Raw genomic sequence first — 19,502 nt, 5'->3', positions numbered from 1 at the left:
CGATGTCGCGAACGCCCTCCACCTCCCGTCGCCGCGCGCTGGCGTTGGCGGCCGGGGGAACCCTCGGAACGCTCGCCGGCTGTCTCGGCTCGTTCGACCGGATCGGTGACGACGAGAGCGGCGGGACCGGCTCGGACGACGAGCCCGTCGACACGACCGACGCCCCGGAGCCGGAGTACGGCCACTGGTTCGACGGCGAGGTCGGCTACGCCGGGACGGTCGACCGGCGCGGCGAGGACGAGGTCGCGATCGCGGTCGGCGCCGGCGACGGCTTTCGACTCGATCCGGCGGCGGTGTGGGTCGACTACGACACGACGGTCCGCTGGGGGTGGACCGGCGACACCGGCCTCCACGACGTGGTGACGTACGACGGCCCCGCAGCGATCGAGTCGGAACTCACCGACGAGGCGAGCCGCGAGTACGCGATCACCGTGACCGAGGCGGACGAGGGGATCACGCGGTACTCCTGTCGCCCCCATCAGGCGATCGGCGAGCGCGGCGCGCTCGTCGTCGGCCCGGAGATCGAGTCGTACGTCACGGAGTACGACACGACCCCCGTCGACTACGGCGACTGGTTCGCCGAGACGCCGGCCGCGTCGGGAGCGCCGGGCGTCGCGGAGACGGAGAGCCCCCTCCGGCAGGACGCGGTCACCGTCCGCGTCGGCGGCCCCGGCGGGTACGACTCGGAGGCCGGCGAGTGGGACACGGCGCCCGTCTACGACACCCCCGCGCTCCGGGTGACGCCCGGGACGAGCGTCAGGTGGCGCTGGGTCCCCGGCGCGGGCGAACACAGCGTCGTCGCCGAGGACGGGTCGTTCGAGAGCGACCTCGTCGCCGTCGAGGCCGCCGCCTCCCCCGAACAGCAGGAGGACGAACACGTCTTCGAACACACGTTCGAGGAGCCGGGAACCCACGAGTACGCCTGCGAGCGCCACCGCGACGACGGGATGCGTGGCGCGGTCGTCGTCGCGGCGTCGCGGTACTGACCCGTTCGACGAGAGCCGTCGAACCGCAACCACGCCCCGACCGCGAGCCGAAACGACCGGTTCCGCGGCGGCGGCTCGCGGACGTAGCGGGTCCGTCGTCGCGCGCGGTCGTTCAGTCGCCTTGCGGCGCCGGGACCGTGAGCACCGGCCGGTCGGTCCCCAAGATCACGTCCTGCGTCACGCTCCCGAAGACGGCCTTCCCGGTCGGGCGTCGCTTCCGACCGGAGACGCAGATCGCGTCCGCGTCGACGTCGGCGGCCGCCGCGAGCAGCTCGTCGGAGGGCTCGCCGCTCGCCTCGTAGTGAACGCAGTTGACCTCGGCCTCTTCGAGGATCTCACGGGCGCGCCGCACCGCCGAGATCTGGTGGACCGAGGCGCCCTCGGGGTTCTCCTGAAACACGTGACACAGGTGAGCGGTCACCGCGCCTTCCTCCGTCGGGAGATCCGCGATCGCTTCCGCCTGTGCGACCGCACGGCGGTCCTCCGCGTTGTCGATCCCCATGAGTACGTCGTACATGGCCGACTGTTCGGGCACTGCACGTATAAATCGTGCCGGCCGTTCCAACTTTCGGCAACGATCGGATTCCGGTGAGTCGTGGCGTCTTCGGCGACGCACGCCGCTTTTATCCCATGCCGTCGAACGTCGACGCATGATCACGGTCAAGGACACCGTCCACGACCACATCGAGATCGACGGTGTCGCCGTCGACCTGCTCGACACCCCCGCCGTCCAGCGCCTCCGACACGTCAAACAGCTCGGCACGGTCCAGCTCGTCTACCCCTCCGCGAACCACACGCGCTTCGAGCACTCGCTCGGCGTCTATCACCTCGCCAGCCGGGCGCTCGACCACCTCGGAATCGAGGGGAAGCGCGCGGACCGGATCGAGGCGGCGGCCATGCTCCACGACGTGGGACACGGCCCCTTCAGCCACAACTTGGAGTCGCTCACGCACCGCCGCACGGGGAAGTACCACGACGACGTCGACGAGTTGCTCGCGACAGGCGCGGTGGGGGACGTGCTCCGCGATCACGGCCTCAACCCCGAGCGGATCGCCGGGCTCGTCGCCGGCGAGGGGCCGTACGGCGGGCTCGTCTCGGGCGAACTCGACGTGGACCGGATGGACTACCTCGTGCGCGACGCCTACCACACCGGGGTGCCGTACGGCACTATCGACACCGAGCGGTTCGTCCGGGAGCTGACGTTCGTCGACGACGGGACGGGAGACGACGCGCTCGTGCTGGACGAGGGGAACGTCCAGACGGCCGAGAGCCTCCTCTTGGCGCGCGCGCTGATGAACCCGGTCGTGTACACTCACCACGTCGCGCGCATCTCGAAGGCGATGTTACGCCGGGCCGCGACCGACCTGCTCGACGCGACGCCGGCGACCGCGGCCGAGCTCCGTCGGATGGACGACCACGACTTCCTCGCGGCGATCCGGAGCCGCCCGGAGACGGCCGAGCTCTCCCGGCGCTACGACGAGCGCGACCTCTACAAGCTCGCGGTGTGGGCCGAGTACGACGACGTGCCCGAGCGCGTCCACGAGGCCGACCACGACGCCGAGACCGCGCTGGAACGCGAGATCGCGGAGGAGGCCGGCGTCGCCCGCCAACACGTGATCCTCGACGTGCCCCCGGAGCCGTCGATGCGCGAGTCGACCGCGCGCGTCACCGTTAACGGCGATATCCGCCGGTTAGAGCGGCAGTCCCCGCTGGTCTCCGCGCTCCGGACCGCCCAGCGCAACCAGTGGCGCCTCGGCGTCTACGCCCCCCGGCCCGCGACCGACCGCGTCGGGCGGGCCGCCGCCGACGTGCTCGGCCTCGACCCCGACGGGCTCGTCGCGGAGGTGCGCGGCGCGATGCCGACGACGCTCGACGAGTTCCGGGACGGGGCGTGACAGGGTGACGTGACGGGACGTGACCGAACGAGTCATGGCGAGGCGTGACCCCGCGATCCGCGCCCCTGTCGTGACCTTTTACTCGGGCGCCGGCGACCCCCGAGTATGAACCTCGAAGGGACCGTTCTGGTCGGTCCGGAGTTCGAGCCGGTCGAGGGGCGGGTCGTCGTCGACGACGGGGAGATCGCTCGGATCGAGGAGGAGTCGGTCGAGAGCGACGACGTGATCCTCCCGGCGTTCGTCAACGCCCACACCCACATCGGCGACTCGATCGCCAAGGAGGCCGGCGAGGGGCTCTCTCTCGACGATCTGGTCGCGCCGCCGGACGGACTCAAACACCGGCTCCTGCGCGAGGCGAGCCGCGAGGAGAAGGTCGCCGCGATGGCGCGGAGCCTCCGGTACATGGAGTCGACCGGGACCGGCACGTTCCTGGAGTTCCGCGAGGGCGGCGTCGAGGGCGTCGCCGCGCTCCGGGACGCGGTCGCGGGCGAGGGCGTCGACTTCGGCGAGCGCGCGATCGAGCCGGTCGCGTTCGGCCGCGACGACCCGGACGTGCTCTCGGTCGCGGACGGGTACGGCGCCTCCGGCGCCCGCGACGCCGACTTCGACGCGGTGCGCTCGGAGACCCGAGAGGCCGGGAAGCTGTTCGGGATCCACGCCGGCGAGCGCGACGCCGACGACATCAACGCCGCGATGGACCTCGACCCCGACTTCCTCGTCCACATGGTCCACGCCGAGGAGATCCACCTCGAACGGCTCGACGACCGCGGCACCCCCGTGGTCGTCTGCCCGCGGTCGAACCTCGTGACGAACGTCGGCGTGCCGCCGATCCGGGACCTCGCCGAGCGGACGACGGTCGCGCTCGGCACCGACAACGTCATGCTCGACTCGCCGTCGATGTTCCGCGAGATGGAGTTCGCCGCGAAGCTCTCCGATCTCCCGGCCCGGGAGATCCTGCGGATGGCGACGGTGAACGGCGCGGCGATCGCGGGGATGAACCGCGGCGTGATCGAGCCCGGCGCGGACGCCGACCTGCTGGCGCTCGACGGCGACTCCGACAACCTCGCGGGCGCGCACGACCTCGTCCGCGCGATCGTCAGGCGCGCCGGCGCGGCCGACGTGTCCCGCGTCGTGATCGGCGGCGAGCCGGCCGGGAGAGAAACGGTTTAGTCGCTGGCTCGTGCCCGTCAGGACATGCACGCGATCACTCGATCCGGGTGGATCGAGGTCATTTCGGGGTCGATGTTCTCTGGGAAAACGGAGGAGCTGCTCCGGCGGCTCCGGCGCTCGGAGATCGCCGGCCAGTCCGTCGCGGTGTACAAGCCGGCCGTCGACGACCGCTACGGGGAGACGACGATCGGGAGCCACAACGGCCGGCAGTGGGACGCGACCGTCGTCGACAACGAGGGCGACGGCCCGCTCGCGATCCTCGACGACGACCCGTACCCCGAGGTCGTCGCGGTCGACGAGGCGAACTTCTTCTCCGACGCGCTCGTGGAGGTGTGTAACTCCCTGGCGGACAACGGGACCCGCGTGATCGTCTCCGGCACCGACCAGACGTTCCGCGGCGAGCCGTTCGAGCCCCTCCCGAAGCTGATGGCGACCGCCGAGTACGTCGACAAGCTGCAGGCGATCTGCTCGCAGTGCGGCGAGCCGGCCTCACGGAACCAGCGGCTCATCGAGGGAGAGCCGGCCCACGTCGACGACCCGACCATCCTCGTCGGCGCCGAGGAGTCCTACGAGGCGCGGTGCCGGGACTGCCACGTGCTGCGGACCGGCGAGCGCTCCGAGGCCGATCGGCCGTACTTGACCGAGAACTGACGGCGTGGGCGCCGAGCGGTTCCTACCGCTCGCTGCTCGCGTCGCGGTAGGCCCACAGGTGTCCGTACCCGTCCGGCAGGTCGACCGGACGGTACGTCCGAAGGAAGACACGACCGTCGGCGAGGGCGATCCGCTCGTCGTCGACGGGCCGTCGCGCGTCGACGATCGCGTCGATCCGGTCGACGAACGACTCGGGGTCGCCGAACAGGTCGCTCATCTCGACGGCGAACCGCGCGCAGTCGCGACCGATCGCCGCAGCCGGATCTCCGTCGAGATCGAAGAGGTCGTACAGGTACCGGTTGACGCGGAGGATCCGCCTGTCGGCGTCCTCGACGAGCACGCCGACCGGCAGTCCGTCGAGCACCGTCGACAGCACGGCGTTCGTCCGTTCCACCTCCCGCTTGCGGTTCGTCTGTTCGCTCACGTCCTCGAACTGCGAGAAGACCCGGATCACCTCGTCGTCGCCGTCGGTCACCACCTGGTTGTGCCACGCGCAGCGGATCCGCTCGCCGTCTGCGCGCACGTTCTCGTTGACGCTCCGGTAGCCGCCCTTGTCCGAGAGGAGCCGGCGTTCGACCTCCGCGACGTGGCGGTGGAGCTCCTCGGGGACGAAGCGCGCCCACGTTCCGTCGAGCAGTTCCGACTCCGAGTAGCCGAGGATCTCCTCGGCGGCCGGGTTCACCCGGACGATCCGGAACGTCTCGTCGTACTCGATCGTCCCGAGCGGCGACTGCTCGATGAACCGCGAGAGCCGCTCCTGGCTCGCCGCCAGCGCCGCCCGCGAGCGGGCCTGATCGACCGCGTTCCGGATCCGATTCGCGAGCACCGTGTACTGGTCGGTCCCCGAGCGCTTCTGGATGTAGTCGGTGACGCCCGCGGAGATGGCCTCGCTGGCGATCTCCTCGCTTCCCTTTCCGGTAAAGAGGACGAACGGCACCGTCGGGTCGCGCTCCCGAACGCGCTCGAGAAACGCTAACCCGTCTGTTCCGGGCATCTCGTAGTCGCTGACGACGCAGTCGATCGGCTCGGACTCGACGGCGGCGAGCGCGGCGTCCACGTCGGTCTCCGACCGAACCTCGAACGCGTCGTCGAGCCGTTCGAGGTAGGTCGCCACGAGGTCGAGAAAGGCCGACTCGTCGTCGACGTGTAACACTCGGACGAGCGAGTCGCGCTCCCCGTGCGGACGAAGGGCCGGATCCGACATTGCGAGACACTACCACGACGCCGTGGAAATACGTTCGGGTGGTTTCGCTCTCTCCCGTCCCCTCAGTCAGACGGCGTCTCGCGAGCCGGTCGCGGCCGGGACCTCGTCGTCGTCGTCGACCGATTCGTCGTCCCCGGCGGTCGCGACGCGGTACAGCCCGACGAGCGCGGCGAGCACGATGACCGCCCCTTCGGCGCGCGCGGCGGAGTACACCCACTCGCGGGGCTCAGCGTCGCCCGCGTTCCGGTACAGCGCCTTCGTCCACGCGCGCACGGCCGCTCGCGGGACGAGCGCCTCGATCAGTCCGCCGATCCCGGCGACCAACAGCAGCAGCGCTTTCATACTTCCCCTTCGCGGGGTGCGTGCAAAAACGATGCGGCGCGCGATCACACCCGCCTGGCCTCGCGCCCAGAACGCGTCACGCCGGCTCGGCCGCCGAGAGGTAGCGCCGACAGGTCGCGGCCGCCCACTCACGGACCGTTGGCGCGTCTGCCCACAGCAGCGCGGCGAGTCCGCTCTCGTCAAACAGGCCGACGACGGCCCGGTCGTCGACGAGGAGCACGCCGATCGGGGAGTCGCCGTCGTGGCGGTACGCCTCGACCCCGTGTTCGGCGAGGACCGACCGGAGTACGGCTCCCGAGGGGCCGGTGAACCGGTTCGCGGCCCGCCCGGTGAAGACGAGTCTGACCGTTCCGCCGTCTCCGCCGTCCCCGCGGTCGTCGTCGCCTCCGTCGTCTCCGCCGGCGTCGCCTCCGTCGCCGCTCCCCAGCAGTCGTCGCGCGAGGCCGGTATCGGCGCGGGGCACGACCCCGACGACGGCGTCACCCGAGTCGACGAGCGCGGGGAGCCGGGCTGCCGGTCCCGGGTCGTCCCCTCGCTCGACGAGGTCGACGGCGTCGAGGAGAGCGGCGCCGTCGACCCCGACCGCCTCGGCGACCAGTTTCCTGAGGACGGCGCCCGGCGGCCCGCCGTCACCCATCCGTCCGCCCCGCGACCCCCTCGTCCTCCTCGTTCCGCTCGCTCGGGCGGGGCGGGTACGTCTGCCGCCCGCCGCTCGACCGCCGCGCGAGCAGCCGGGCGGTCGCGCGGCGGTGGTCGCCGGGACGCTCCTCGGTCGTCTCGTCGTAGTACAGCACGGTCAGACCGAGCCCGGCCCGGAGCAGCTCGTTGGCGGCGAACCGGTAGCGGTCGTCGCTCGGGCCGGACGGGGTCGCGTCGGCCGACCGCAGGTGCCCCTCGACGAACAGGTACCCGCCGGGGACGAGCGACTCGGTCAGGTCGGCGAAGCGGTCGAGCGCGTGGAAGAAGCTCATCGCGATCACCTCGTACGTCTCGGCCGGAAAGGCGTACGTCGAGGCGTCGGCCTGAACCGTCTCGACGCGGTCGTCGACGCCCCGTTCGGCGGCGCGCTCGCGGACGATGGAGAGCCCCTCGCGGGAGGCGTCGAGGGCGTCGACCGCGTAGCCCGCCTCCGCGAGGTAGATAGCGTTTCGGCCGGTACCGGCGGCCACGTCGAGCGCGCGGCCGTCGGGGATCGCGGGCTCGTACGAGCGCAACACGGCGGACGGCTCCGGCGCCCGGGGGTACTCTCCGGACGCGAAGCGGTCGTCCCAGTCGGTCATGGCGGCGCTTGCGCCGCGGCGAGCGTAAACCCCACGGGCGTGGGGGGCACAGGGAAGGCATGGACGAGCGCGGGAACGGGGAGGAGACCGGCGGGACGGACGAGACCGATGGGTCGAAGCCGATCGAGGCGACGGTCGGCGACCTGCTGACCGAACGCGAGGAGACCCTCGCGACCGCGGAATCGCTGACGGGCGGGCTGGTCGGGTCGCGGGTGACCGACGTGCCGGGCGCGAGCGCCTACTTCGACCGCGGGTTCGTGACCTACGCGTACGACGCCAAACGCGAGCTGCTCGGGGTGTCCCGCGAGTCGCTCGACGCCGAGGGCGCCGTGAGCGCGCCGGTCGCCGAGCAGATGGCGGCGGGCGCCCGCGACCGCGCCGACACGACGTGGGCGGTCGCCACGACCGGAATCGCTGGGCCGGACGGCGGCACCGATGAGAAGCCGGTGGGACTCGTGTACGTGGGGGTGGCCTACGCCGCGCCGTGGGGGACCGAGGAGTCGTTCGTTCGGACGGAGCGGATCGTCCTCGACGGCGATCGCGGGACCGTGAAACGGAAGGCGGTCGACGCCGCGCTGGAGGCGCTCGTCGGGACGATCCGCGAGGTCGACGCCCGGGAGTGAGGCGACTGCGCCGCCCAGGCGACCGCACCGCCCGGCCGACCGCGGTGTCCTCTCACTCGATGTACGCGTGCCCGACGACCGCAACGAGCAGCGCGGCCAGGACGATCCACGCCAGCGGCTCGGCGGCGAGCAGCCGGATCGGCCGAGCCGCGGACTCGTCGAAGCCGAACAACGCTCCCGCCGACAGCGCGCCCGCGAGCACGAGCGCGGCGACGACGCCGGAGATACCGAGGAGCACGGAGTCGGTCCGGTCCATACCCCGGATCCGCGGGGAGAGTATATAAATAGATCTCCGCCTTGCGGTCTCTTCGTCAACGCGTACAGAGGGGCGGCCGTCGATTATCGACTGCGGCCGGGCCTCGATCAGCGACTGTAGCCGGGCCTCGATCCGCGGCGATGCCGATTGTCGGAAGCGGTAGTTTCAATCGGCGAACCGTTGAACCCACCTCGTGTGACCGTTCCAACACAGACGCTCCCGAGCGGTGATTCCCTACCGGCGCTCGGACTGGGCACGTACGCGCTCGACGACGACCAAACCGCCGACAGCGTCCGCGCGGCGCTTTCGTCCGGATACACACACATCGACACCGCAGAGGGATACCACAACGAGGAGGCTATCGGCGAGGCGCTCGCGGAGTACGACCGCGACGACGTGTTCCTCACCTCGAAAGTGCTCGCGAAGAATCTCGGCTACGAGTCGCTGATCCGCTCCTGTGAAGCGTCTCTCGAACGACTCGGCACCGACTATCTCGACCTGTACCTCATCCACTGGCCTAACCCCGCGATCTCGCTGCGGGAGTCGCTCCAGGCGATGGCGGAACTCCGCGACCGCGGGCTCGTTCGCAACGTCGGCGTCTCGAACTTCAGCGCCTATCAGCTGAGCTGTGCTCACCACGTCTCCGACGTTCCGATCGCGGTCAACCAGATCGAGTTCCATCCGTGGTTCCAGCGCCCGGACCTCGTCGACTACTGCCACGAGTCCGACACCGTGATCGAGGCGGCGGCGCCGCTCGCGCGGACGGAGGTGTTCGGCGACGACGTCGTCGCCGAACTCGCCGAGAGCTACGACAAAAGCCCCGCCCAGGTTATTCTCCGATGGGCACTTGACCGCGGCGTGGTCGCGCTGCCGCGCTCGTCGACGCCGGAACACATCCGGGCTAACGCCGACCTCGACTGGGAGCTCGACGCGGCCGACCGCCAGCGGCTCGACGAGCGCGACCGCGATCGGCCGGTGTACGACACCCCGGCCCGTGACTGGACGGACCCGGTGTACGGGATCGAGCAGTGAGGCGAGCCCTCACTCCGCGTCGTCGGTGAGGGCGACCGATCGGCCGGTCTCGGCCGACTCGTAGATGGCATCGAGCGCCCGCACGTCCGCCAACGCGTGTTCGCCATCCGGATGGAACGGCTCGTCCGCGAGCAGCTGATGGCCGAAGTACGCGAACTCCTCTTCGATCTGGTGGACTTGGTCGAAGTCGACGTCGACCCGGGTTCCGTCGCGGACGACCGCGAACCCCCGATCCTCCCGCTCGTAGAACGCCGGATCGAGGATCAGTCTGGCGTCCGTTCCGGTGACTTCGAGCCGGCTCGCGTGCTGGGCGTTCTGGCTCACCGAACACATCGCGTCGACGCCGCCGGGGAACGCTAACCGGTACGTGGCGTGTTCGTCGACCTCGGCGAACGGCTCGTGGTCCGTGCGGGTCCGTCCCGACACGCGCACGGGGTCGGCGTCGAGCACGAATCGAATCGTGTTGAGCGGGTAGACGCCCAGGTCCATGAGCGCACAGCCGCCGGACAGCTCCGGGTCGAGCCGCCACTGGTCGTGGTCGCTCCCGAGTTCGCCGAGCATCGTCTGTGACATCGTCGCGTGGATGTGGGTCACGTCGCCGGCGACGCCCGCCTCAACGAGGTCGCGGAGGCGCCTGACCGCGGGATCGGTCTGCATGCGGTACCCGACCATCAGCGGCACGCCGGCGTCCCGACACGCGGCCACGAGCCGCTGGGACCGATCCAGCGTCGCCTCCAGCGGCTTCTCGCACAGGACCGCCTTTCCCTGCTCGGCCGCGGCCGTCACGTACTCCAAGTGGGTCGCGTTCGGCGTCGCAACGTACACCGCGTCGTACTCGTCTGCGACGGCGCCAGAGCGGAGTTCCCCCGGCGCCACGCCCGTCACGTCGTGTTCGGCGGCGACCGCTTCGACCGCGTCAGTATCGACGTCGGTGACGACGGTCGCCTCGGTGAACGCCGAGCGCGCGATCCCCGGGAGCGCCCACTCGCGGGCGAACCACCCGAGTCCCACGACCGCGATCCGAACGGGGTCCGTCACGGCTCCCGGATCGAGGCGCTCCCAGTCCCGGCGCGTGAAGTCGTCGAGGTAGTCCGCGAAAGCGGTCTCCATATCGCCAAGTCGACGCGTGGATGGGGCATAACTCCGGCGACTCCGGCGGTCCGCTGGGAAGACCGATACCGAACGACGTCGCTGTGGTGGGCAGGAGGTATAAATACCGTTAACAGTCAGGGACGCGGCGGAAGATGTCGTCCGGTAGATCAACCGCAATTCCCCTCATCTGTTGTTTTTGCCGGCAGAGTACCCTTTGTCTACCCCGACCAATTCCCTCGGTCCCCGTGACCGATCCCTCTTTATGGAGTATCTCCCGGTCAGCCTCGATAGAGTCACTCGTGTGACACCTGTCCCATATCGACGAGATGTCAGTGGTATCGGCGAGCCGGTACATTGCCTCAGCCTGTTCCTTCGTCGAATCGAAGTGTTGTGACCCTCTGATCCGACTTCGGATTGACATCCTCCCCGCCCTTCGGGTGGAGCTTTTTCCTTGACTCTCTGTACATGACGCGAGCCACACTGTCAGCAAGCAGGCGCCCGAATTATCATACGCTTAATGTACTGACCCTGTGACTTCTACACTAATAATGTAGTTTATTTCAGTATTATATTGTAAAGTATATAGTAACGTTCCGGCGACCTCGGATCGGAATCCGCACGCAGTCGTATCAAATACAGTATGGTTTTTAAGCATATCCCAATGCGTGTTGTCATGCTCATAACAAATTGAGGTTAGATATTCAACAGATTTGATGCCCACAGAATCACAGCATTTCATCCATACCGGTGGGGCATGCGCCTGTCCGCAAGCGCGCACGTTCACACGACCGGGTAGTGGAGGAACTACGCTACGGGGGTCGGAGACGAGATCACATTGAGCGCACCCGTAACCACGCGCTTCTTCGCGATCGCTTTTTCGGTACTGATGGTGACCTCGGTTGGGGGAGCCGGGGTGATGGGAGGTGTCGGCGTCGCACAGGCGCAGACGGCGAGCGGCGACGTCATCCATCAGGCGAATGCCGGTGAGGGCTTCAGCGCCGACGGCGAAAGTTGGAGCCCGCTGACTGATTATAAAGTCGCCGGCGGGGACCAGACCTCGAGTCACGGCCAGCCGTCCTCGATCGACGGCTCGGTTCCGTCGGGGACACCGACGCAGATCTGGGAAACCGAACGCTGGGACCAGGATGGAGGCGAGGAAATGCAGTACGAGTTCGACGTCCCAGACGGCCAGCAGGTCGAAGTGCGCCTGTACTTCTACGACGGCTACTCGGGCACCAGTTCGGTCGGCGACCGCGTCTTCGACGTCTCGGTCGAGGGACAGACCGTCCTCGACGACTTCGACATCATCGAGAAGTACGGGGACGACACGGGCGCGATGGAGTCGTTCACCGTCACGAGCGACGGGACGATCGACGTCGACTTCGCGCACGTCACCGAGAATCCGCAGATCAACGCCATCGAGATCGCCTCGACGGAGGCGTCGCCCGACGAACTCGGCGCGTCGACGTCCAGCGTCGACTTCGGGACGGTTGTCACCGGCGACAGCCAGACCGAGACGGTGACGCTGACGAACCTCGGGAACGCGAGCAACGACTCGCATCCCGACATCACGGTGAACGACGTGAGCATCTCGGGAACGGACTCGGGCCAGTTCGACGATGACTTCTCCGGAAGCGTCACGCTCGCCCCCGACGATTCGGCGACGGTCGACGTGACGTACTCGCCGAGCGAGGCGCAGGCCCACGCGGCGACCATGGAGGTCAACCACAGCGGCACGAACTCCCCGGTCGCCGTCGACCTGGCCGGCGAGGGCGCCAGCGACGTCCCGGTCGGGTTCAGCAAGTCCAAGCTCGACGGCTTCAGCGCGAGCAGCCCGACGGCCATCGACTTCGGGCCGGACGGCCGCGCCTACGTCTCGACGCAGGGCGGCACCGTCTACGCGCTCGACGTCGAGCGCACCGGCGAGGACAGCTACCAAGTCGTCAATGAGGTCCAGATCGACGCGATCAAGGACATTCCGAACCACGACGACCTCGGCAACATCGACACCGGTGAGAACACCCGGCAGATCACGGGGCTGACCGTCGGCGGCACCGCCGACCAGCCCGTGGTCTACGTCGGCTCCAGCGACCCCGAGATCGACGTCGGGACGGACGACGACGACACGGACACGAACTCGGGAGCGATCTCGCGGCTGACGATCAACCCGGGAAGCGACGGAACTCTCCAGGCGAGCGAGGTCGACCACGACGTGATGGTCCTCGGGCTGCCGCGCTCCGAGGAGAACCACGCGACGAACGGTCTCGACCTGACCCCCGACGGCGACACGCTCTACGTCGCGCAGGGCGGCCACACCAACAAGGGCGCGCCGGGCGACAACTTCGGGCACACGCCCGAGTACGCGCTGTCGGCGGCGGTCCTCGAGATCGACCTGGCACAGATCGAGACCGACCACCAGGCGAAGAACCTCACGAACTACGACGGTACCTACCCGAACCTCGACTTCTACTACGGGATCCCGACCATCCAGAACGACGATGGTACGGACGGAGACGATCTGCCCTTCGGCGGGAACGACGGGATCAACCAGGCGAAGCTGATCGAGGGCAGCCCGGTGCAGATCTACTCGCCCGGCTACCGGAACCCCTACGACCTGGTCCTCGCGGAGAGCGGCCAGCTCTACGTCAGCGACCACGGTCCGAACGGCGGCTGGGGCGGCCAGCCGGCCGACGCGAACGGGGACATCGTCGCGGACGCGGCGAACGTAACCAACCACCCGAACGAGGACGGGAGCCAGGGTACCAACGACCAGCTCATCGCCGCTGACGAGGGCGAGTACGGCGGGCACGCGGCCCCGATCCGTGCGAACCCCACGCAGGCGGACATCTACGACGCGGACGGGAACGTGATATTCGACATCAACGAGTCGAACTCCCCGGTCCCGTCGAGCATGGTGAACCCGGTCGAGGCCGACTACATCCCGCCGACGAGCCAGTCGCCTGACCCGGGGGCACCCGCGGGAAGCGCTAACTCGATGGTAGACGGGAATGGTAATCCCGTCCTCTTCGGACCGACGGGCGGCACGGTGGAGTACACCGCCTCGAACTTCGGCGGCGCGATGGAGGGCGACATCCTCCAAGTCGAGCTCGGCGGCGACGTCGAGCGCGTCGAACTGAGCGCCGACGGCCAGACGGCCACGAACGTCGAGACCATCTTCAACACCGGCGGTCCGCTCGGCATCACCGCGCAGGACGACGACGAGGCGTTCAACGGCACCGTCTGGACCGCCAACCACGGCGGTAACGACATCACCGTCTTCGAGCCGAACGACTACGGCGACGCCGGCGACGGCGAGCAGTGCACCGGCGCGGACGATCCCTCGCTCGACGAGGACGGTGACGGGTACGACAACGCCGACGAGATCGACGCGGGCACGGACCCGTGCTCGTCGAGTTCGACGCCGGCTGACTTCGACGACGACGGCGAGTCGAACCTGAACGACCCGGACGACGACAACGACGGTATCGACGACACCGAGGACCTGTTCGCGGTCGACCCGAACAACGGCGTCGACAACGAGCTGCCGGCGACGTACAGCTTCGCGCCCAACAGCGAATCCGGCACCATCCTCGACCTCGGGTTCACGGGCGTCATGATGAACGGCTCGAACTATCAGGACCTCTACGACCCGAGCGAGGTCACCGCGGGCGGCGCGGCGAATGTCCTGACAGTCGAGGACGTCGGACAGGGAGACGCCGTCGAGGGCACGAACACCCAGGAACACGGCTACCAGGTCGGCGTGAACGCCGACGAACCCTTCACCGTCGAGTCGACGGTGAACGGCCTCCCGATCGACGCGGAATCGTTCCAGTCGCAGGGCGTCTTCGTCGGCACCGGCGACCAGGAGAACTACGTGAAACTGACCGCCGCCGGGTTCAGTGACGGTAGCGGATCCGGCGTCCAGTTGGCGACGGAAGACGGCGGGAGCTTCACCGACGTGGCGAACCCGTCGGCGCCGACCGCCGGCAACGAGACCACACTCTCCATGACGGTGTACCCGAGCAACGGCACCGTCGAGGCGTACTACGCCGTGGGCGACGGCGAGGAGCAGTTCGTCGACGAGACGACCGTGCCGACGGAATGGTTCGACACCGCCGACGGCAACGGCACCGCGGTGGGCGTTATCTCCACGTCCAACGGGGCCAGCTCCACGTTCGACGCGACGTGGCAGTACCTCGACGTCGAACCGCTCCAGGACGACAGCCCGTCCGTGACCGCCGACGCTGGCGCCGACCAAACGGTCGATGAGGGTGACTCCGTCACCCTCGACGCCACCGGCTCGACCGGAGACGGCCTGTCGTACGAGTGGACGCAGACGGCCGGTCCCGACGCGACCCTCGACGACGCGTCCTCGGCCACGCCGACGTTCACCGCGCCCGACGTGGACAGCGAGACGGCGCTCACCTTTGAGGTCGAGGTCTCCGACGGCAATGCGACCGACACCGACGAGGTGACCGTCACGGTCCAAGACACCGACGTCGCTGCTGGCGAGGTCGCCTTCGCCGTGAACTCGGGCGGATCCCAGTACACGGCCACCGACGGCACCGTCTACCAAGCCGACACGAACTTCGACGGCGGCAACGCCTACAGCACGTCGAGCTGGGCGTCTTCGCCGCCCGAGATCAACGACACCGACGACGACCCGCTGTACCGGACCGAACGCTACGGACAGAACTTCAGCTACGACGTTCCGCTGGAGAACGGCACCTACGAGGTCACCCTGAAGTTCGCCGAGATTTACCAGGGCGTCGCGCCCTCGGACTCGCCGGACTCGTCCGGGCCGGAAGACGGCACGAACGAGAACGACCGCGTGTTCGACGTAACCGTCGAAGACCAGGAGGTCATCGAGAACAAGGACCTCTACGCGGAGGTCGGCCCGCTGAACGCGACCGACGAGACGTACACCGTCGACGTCACAGACGGTGAACTGAACGTCGCGTTCCCGTGGGACTCGGACAACTACGACAACGCGAAGATATCGGCGATCAAGGTCGTCGCCGCCGAGGAACAGCCCGAAGAGATGACCGTCGCGGAGGCGATCGCGATGGGCGGCGAGGACGACTCGCTGATCGAGGACTCGGAGATCCAGCAGGCGATCAACTACTGGGCGACCGACAGCGAGGTCCCCGACACCGGCGGCGAGACCATCAGCGACTCTCAGATCCAACAGCTCATCAACTACTGGGCGACGGACACCGCCGTCGGCGACGGTAACGAACAGCCGACGGCGTCGTTCACCGTCACTCCCGACGCTCCCGAGGCGGGCCAGCAGGTGAGCTTCGACGCGTCCGGCTCCAGCGACGCGGACGGCTCGATCGCGAGCTACGAGTGGGACTTCGACGGCGACGGGACCGTCGACGCCACCGGCGAGCAGGTGACGAACACCTTCGACGCAGCAGGCGACTACGACGTCGCCCTCACCGTCACCGATGACGACGACGCCACAGAAAGCACGACCGAGACCGTCACCGTCAACGAGTCAACGGCGGACCCCGGCGCAGCGTCGGTGAGCGTCACGCCGGACAGTGGCACCGAGGCGTCCACCTACGGCGGCGGCTCGTTCACGGTCGAGAACACCGGCGGCCAGCAGATCTCGTCGGTGACATTCGACCTCTCGTCGTCGGCGATGCCCGACATGGTGTTCGACCCCGACGGGACCGCCGGCGATCAGGCGGCCAAGGGGCTCAACATCGACTCGCAGTCGAGTGACGGCGTCGGCGTCGTCAGCACTGCCGACGGCGACGTCTTCAGTCAGCCCCACAACGGCGTGAACGGCTCCGACGGTTACGACGTGTTGACCATCGAATTCACCGACTTCGACCCCGGTGAGTCGGTGTCGTTCTCGGCCGACAACGACCCGACGAGCATCAAGAACGCGAGTCTCGCCTCGCAGGAGGCGGGACCGGTCTCCGGCCTCGAACTCGCCCGTTCCAACGTGAGCGTTGCGTACGCGGACGGGAGCGCCCAAGAGACGCAGCTGTTCGGCGACGGCAGCGCGGGCGGCGCGCAGGCGACGCTCGACGAGTCGGTCGCACCGGCACCGAGCATCGACGTGCAGAACGTCTCGCTCGATGCGAGCGCACTTCGCGCTCACCACAGCGCGGCCACCGTGAGCGAGGCCGGCCAGACCGTGACCGTCACGGGCGAACCCGGTGAGACCGTCACGCTGCTACACTTCGAGGCCGAACTCGAACTCGACAACGTCCCCGAGTACGACGGGACGCCCGGCTACGACATCGAGGCCTACGAGGCGAACAAGATCGAGAACGCCGACTACCAGACGGTCACGCTCGACTCGAACGGCGAGGCCGAGGTGCCCGTCACGCTGCTCAACACGACCGACGTCGGCGGCTACAACCACTTCGTGGCGACCCACGGCGAGCCCGGGTCCGACACCGGCCTCGACTCGAACGCGGTCGTCCTGAAGTACGAGGCGAGCACTGACGGCGGTGGTGACGACGGCGACGCCACCAACTTCACCGTGAACGCCGGCGGCGACGCCTACACCGCCGCGGACGGCACGGAGTTCCAGGCCGACACCAACTTCGACGGCGGCACGGCGTTCACCTCCGGCGGCTCCGGAACGCCCGCGGAGCCGGAGATAGCGAACACCGACGACGACGAGCTGTTCTGGACCGAACGGTACGGTAACTTCAGCTACGACGTGGCCCTCGAGGACGGCGAGTACGAGGTCACCCTGCACTTCGCCGAGCTCTACCAGGGCGTGGCGAACGACGGCGGCGAGGGCGACCGTCTGTTCGACGTCTCGATCGAAGGTCAGCAGGTCCTCGACAGCTACGACATCTACGCGGAAGCCGGTGGCGAGCACGCGGCGATAAACGAGACGTTCACCGCCGAAGTCACCGATGGCGAACTGAACGTCGAGTTCACTACCGTCGAAAACAACGCGAAGGTGTCGGCCATCGAGGTCGAACCGGTCGAAGACGACGAGAATCAGCCACCGACGGCCGACGCGGGTGCCGACCAGACCGTCGAGGAGGGCGACGAGGTCACCCTCGACGCCTCCAACTCCAGCGACCCGGACGATGACTCGCTGAGTTACGACTGGATGCAGCCGGCTGGTCCCGACGTGACGCTCAACGATACGGCCTCGGTCACGCCGACGTTCACCGCACCCGAGGTCGACGCCAACGAGACGCTCACCTTCGAGGTGAACGTCTCCGACGGAAGTGCCTTCGACACCGACACGGTGAACGTCACGGTGCAGGACACCGAGCCTGCCAACACCGCACCGACCATCGAGGCCATCGAGAACCGGACGGTCACCGAGGGCGACACCGCCACGGTGAACGTGTCGGCGTCCGATGACGACGACGACTCGCTGACGCTGTCGGTCGATGGTCCGGACTTCGTCAGTCTCACCGACGAGGGTGACGGCAACGGAACGATCGACATCGCCCCGCAGTCCGGCGACGCGGACACGTACACCGTGAACGTGACCGCTGACGACGGCACGGCCACGACGACAGAGAGCTTCCAGCTCACCGTCGAGTCGCCGTCGGCCGGCGACGGACTCGTCTACGCGGTGAACGCGGGTGGCTCTAACTACACCGCAGCGGACGGTACCGACTACGTCAACGACACGAAATTCGACGGCTCCTTCAGCGATTCGGCGGGGACGACCGTCGACACCAGCTTGACCATCGAGAACACGCAGGATGACCCGCTGTACCAGACCGAGCGGTACAGTGACCCGCTCTCGTACAGCATGCCGGTCGAAGACGGCACCTACGAGGTGACGCTCCAGTTCGCGGAGATCTGGCACGGCGAAGGACTCGGTGGCAACGGAGACGATGACGGCGGCGGAGACGGAGAAGTCGGTGACCGCGTATTTAACGCGTCCATCGAGGGCGAGCAGGTCCTGACCGACTACGACATCTACGCGGACGTCGGTGCGCTGAACGCGACCGAGAAGACGTTCACCGTCGAGGTCACCGACGGCGAACTGAACGTCGAACTGGACGCGTCCGTAGACAACGGGAAGCTCAGCGCGTTCACGGTCTCTGAGACTGACAGCTCCGGCGGCGGTGACTCGAACACCGCACCGACCATCGACGCCGTCGCGAACCAGACGGTCACCGAAGGTAACTCGACGACCGTCTCGGTCACCGCAGACGACCCCGACGGCGACAACGTGTCGCTGTCGGTGAGCGGTCCCGACTTCGTCACCCTCTCGAACGGTGATCTGACGATCGCTCCTGAGCCGGGTGACGCGGGGACCTACACGGTCGACGTGACGGCCGACGACGGTAACGGCGGGACGGCGACCGAGTCGTTCCAGGTGACCGTCGAGGAGGCGGCGTCGAGTCCGCAGGTCCTGCACCGCGTGAACGCCGGTGAGACTGAGACGCTAGAGGCCACGGACGACGGTCCTAACTGGACCGGCGTCGCGGACGCGAGTTCGCAGTACCTCGTCTCCGTGGCCGACTCGAACGCCGGCACGTACGGCACCGGCGACGATGTGACGCCGACCGGTTCGGTCCCCGACAGCACGCCAGACGCGGTGTTTGACTGGGAGCGTTACGGGGAGATGCAGTGGGAATTCGACGTGTCCGACGGTGAGGAGGTCGAGGTTCGCCTCTACCTCGGCAACCAGTATCCGGACACGGACGAGCCCGGAAACCGGACGTACAATGTTTCGGTGGAGGGCGATCAGGTGCTGACGAACTACGACCCGGTAGCCGATGTCGGTCACGCCAACGGGACGATGAAGAGCTTCACCGTGACGAGCGACGGCACCCTCGATATCGACTTCGAGGAAGGTGCAGCGGACAATCCGCAGGTCAACGCCATCGAGATAGTCGAATCGGAGGAGAGCAACTCGCAGTGACGACGTTTCGTCCAGACCGATGACCGGAACCACCGCACGCGCCGTCGCTGTCCGCCCGCGGTCGACCAGCGAGGTTGATCCCGACAGGGACGGTCGCGT

Annotated in this window: 14 protein-coding genes; 7 read left to right on the top strand and 7 right to left on the bottom strand. The window is 68.2% G+C overall.

What is annotated here, in order from left to right; translation table 11 throughout:
- The first annotated feature begins 2 nt into the window (after nucleotides 1–2).
- Nucleotides 3–986, top strand: a complete 984-nt coding sequence (locus FGL94_RS08565; RefSeq protein WP_144923433.1) for a plastocyanin/azurin family copper-binding protein — start codon at nucleotides 3–5, stop codon at nucleotides 984–986.
- 112 nt (nucleotides 987–1,098) lie between these two features.
- Here FGL94_RS08565 and FGL94_RS08560 read toward each other — a convergent pair whose 3' ends face one another.
- On the bottom strand, nucleotides 1,099–1,503 hold the full coding sequence (locus FGL94_RS08560) for a universal stress protein (protein WP_144923430.1): 405 nt from the start codon (nucleotides 1,501–1,503) through the stop codon (nucleotides 1,099–1,101).
- A gap of 133 nt (nucleotides 1,504–1,636) precedes the next feature.
- Between FGL94_RS08560 and FGL94_RS08555 the strand changes: the two genes are divergently transcribed.
- The 3 genes from FGL94_RS08555 (at nucleotide 1,637) to FGL94_RS08545 (ending at nucleotide 4,702) form a co-directional block, all read left to right on the top strand.
- Nucleotides 1,637–2,881: an HD domain-containing protein gene (locus FGL94_RS08555; protein WP_144923427.1), complete on the top strand. Its 1,245-nt coding sequence runs from the start codon at nucleotides 1,637–1,639 to the stop codon at nucleotides 2,879–2,881.
- 105 nt (nucleotides 2,882–2,986) lie between these two features.
- Nucleotides 2,987–4,051 (top strand): amidohydrolase family protein, encoded by a 1,065-nt coding sequence (locus tag FGL94_RS08550; RefSeq protein ID WP_144923424.1) that lies wholly within the window; start codon nucleotides 2,987–2,989, stop codon nucleotides 4,049–4,051.
- A 24-nt stretch (nucleotides 4,052–4,075) separates the two neighbouring features.
- Nucleotides 4,076–4,702: a thymidine kinase gene (locus FGL94_RS08545; RefSeq protein WP_144923421.1), complete on the top strand. Its 627-nt coding sequence runs from the start codon at nucleotides 4,076–4,078 to the stop codon at nucleotides 4,700–4,702.
- 22 nt (nucleotides 4,703–4,724) lie between these two features.
- Here the strand turns inward: FGL94_RS08545 and FGL94_RS08540 are convergent, their stop codons facing one another.
- From FGL94_RS08540 to FGL94_RS08525, 4 genes are all read right to left on the bottom strand, one after another.
- Nucleotides 4,725–5,906, bottom strand: a complete 1,182-nt coding sequence (locus FGL94_RS08540) for a PAS domain-containing response regulator (protein WP_144923418.1) — start codon at nucleotides 5,904–5,906, stop codon at nucleotides 4,725–4,727.
- 66 nt (nucleotides 5,907–5,972) lie between these two features.
- The gene (locus tag FGL94_RS08535) at nucleotides 5,973–6,248 is read right to left on the bottom strand and encodes a hypothetical protein (RefSeq protein WP_144923415.1); all 276 of its coding nucleotides are present in this window, start codon (nucleotides 6,246–6,248) and stop codon (nucleotides 5,973–5,975) included.
- Nucleotides 6,249–6,324: 76 nt separating this feature from the next.
- Nucleotides 6,325–6,885, bottom strand: coding sequence for a transcriptional regulator FilR1 domain-containing protein (locus FGL94_RS08530; protein WP_144923412.1), 561 nt, complete (start codon nucleotides 6,883–6,885; stop codon nucleotides 6,325–6,327).
- Nucleotides 6,878–7,528 (bottom strand): class I SAM-dependent methyltransferase, encoded by a 651-nt coding sequence (locus tag FGL94_RS08525; RefSeq protein WP_144923409.1) that lies wholly within the window; start codon nucleotides 7,526–7,528, stop codon nucleotides 6,878–6,880. Before FGL94_RS08525 ends, FGL94_RS08530 begins: the two co-directional genes overlap by 8 nt.
- A 59-nt stretch (nucleotides 7,529–7,587) precedes the next feature.
- Here FGL94_RS08525 and FGL94_RS08520 point away from each other — a divergent pair, with 59 nt between their 5' ends.
- Complete coding sequence (locus FGL94_RS08520) at nucleotides 7,588–8,151, top strand: CinA family protein (protein WP_144923406.1); 564 nt, start codon at nucleotides 7,588–7,590, stop codon at nucleotides 8,149–8,151.
- Nucleotides 8,152–8,203: 52 nt separating this feature from the next.
- Here FGL94_RS08520 and FGL94_RS08515 read toward each other — a convergent pair whose 3' ends face one another.
- Nucleotides 8,204–8,407 carry a hypothetical protein gene (locus FGL94_RS08515; protein ID WP_144923403.1) on the bottom strand — a complete coding sequence of 68 codons (204 nt, stop codon included), beginning with the start codon at nucleotides 8,405–8,407 and terminating at the stop codon, nucleotides 8,204–8,206.
- Nucleotides 8,408–8,602: 195 nt separating this feature from the next.
- On the opposite strand from FGL94_RS08515, the gene FGL94_RS08510 reads away from it, so the two are divergent.
- Nucleotides 8,603–9,439 carry an aldo/keto reductase gene (locus FGL94_RS08510; RefSeq protein ID WP_144923400.1) on the top strand — a complete coding sequence of 279 codons (837 nt, stop codon included), beginning with the start codon at nucleotides 8,603–8,605 and terminating at the stop codon, nucleotides 9,437–9,439.
- A 9-nt stretch (nucleotides 9,440–9,448) separates the two neighbouring features.
- On the opposite strand, the gene gfo6 is transcribed toward FGL94_RS08510, so the two are convergent.
- Nucleotides 9,449–10,549, bottom strand: a complete 1,101-nt coding sequence (gene gfo6 / locus FGL94_RS08505; RefSeq protein WP_144923397.1) for a D-xylose 1-dehydrogenase Gfo6 — start codon at nucleotides 10,547–10,549, stop codon at nucleotides 9,449–9,451.
- 868 nt (nucleotides 10,550–11,417) lie between these two features.
- Between gfo6 and FGL94_RS08500 the strand changes: the two genes are divergently transcribed.
- Nucleotides 11,418–19,403, top strand: coding sequence for a malectin domain-containing carbohydrate-binding protein (locus FGL94_RS08500; RefSeq protein WP_144923394.1), 7,986 nt, complete (start codon nucleotides 11,418–11,420; stop codon nucleotides 19,401–19,403).
- Nucleotides 19,404–19,502: the final 99 nt, after the last annotated feature.

This window comes from Halorubrum salsamenti (assembly GCF_007671685.1).
In the GTDB taxonomy this organism is placed as follows: domain Archaea; phylum Halobacteriota; class Halobacteria; order Halobacteriales; family Haloferacaceae; genus Halorubrum; species Halorubrum salsamenti.
Note: the sequence above shows the minus strand (reverse complement) of the source record. Positions and strands in the feature narration are given on the sequence as shown.

Coding starts and splice junctions, on each gene's coding strand:
- FGL94_RS08565 (WP_144923433.1), top strand. CDS start 3: ATGTCGCGAACGCCCTCCACCTCCCGTCGCCGCGCGCTGGCGTTGGCG.
- FGL94_RS08560 (WP_144923430.1), bottom strand. CDS start 1,503: ATGTACGACGTACTCATGGGGATCGACAACGCGGAGGACCGCCGTGCG.
- FGL94_RS08555 (WP_144923427.1), top strand. CDS start 1,637: ATGATCACGGTCAAGGACACCGTCCACGACCACATCGAGATCGACGGT.
- FGL94_RS08550 (WP_144923424.1), top strand. CDS start 2,987: ATGAACCTCGAAGGGACCGTTCTGGTCGGTCCGGAGTTCGAGCCGGTC.
- FGL94_RS08545 (WP_144923421.1), top strand. CDS start 4,076: ATGCACGCGATCACTCGATCCGGGTGGATCGAGGTCATTTCGGGGTCG.
- FGL94_RS08540 (WP_144923418.1), bottom strand. CDS start 5,906: ATGTCGGATCCGGCCCTTCGTCCGCACGGGGAGCGCGACTCGCTCGTC.
- FGL94_RS08535 (WP_144923415.1), bottom strand. CDS start 6,248: ATGAAAGCGCTGCTGCTGTTGGTCGCCGGGATCGGCGGACTGATCGAG.
- FGL94_RS08530 (WP_144923412.1), bottom strand. CDS start 6,885: ATGGGTGACGGCGGGCCGCCGGGCGCCGTCCTCAGGAAACTGGTCGCC.
- FGL94_RS08525 (WP_144923409.1), bottom strand. CDS start 7,528: ATGACCGACTGGGACGACCGCTTCGCGTCCGGAGAGTACCCCCGGGCG.
- FGL94_RS08520 (WP_144923406.1), top strand. CDS start 7,588: ATGGACGAGCGCGGGAACGGGGAGGAGACCGGCGGGACGGACGAGACC.
- FGL94_RS08515 (WP_144923403.1), bottom strand. CDS start 8,407: ATGGACCGGACCGACTCCGTGCTCCTCGGTATCTCCGGCGTCGTCGCC.
- gfo6 (WP_144923397.1), bottom strand. CDS start 10,549: ATGGAGACCGCTTTCGCGGACTACCTCGACGACTTCACGCGCCGGGAC.
- FGL94_RS08500 (WP_144923394.1), top strand. CDS start 11,418: ATGGTGACCTCGGTTGGGGGAGCCGGGGTGATGGGAGGTGTCGGCGTC.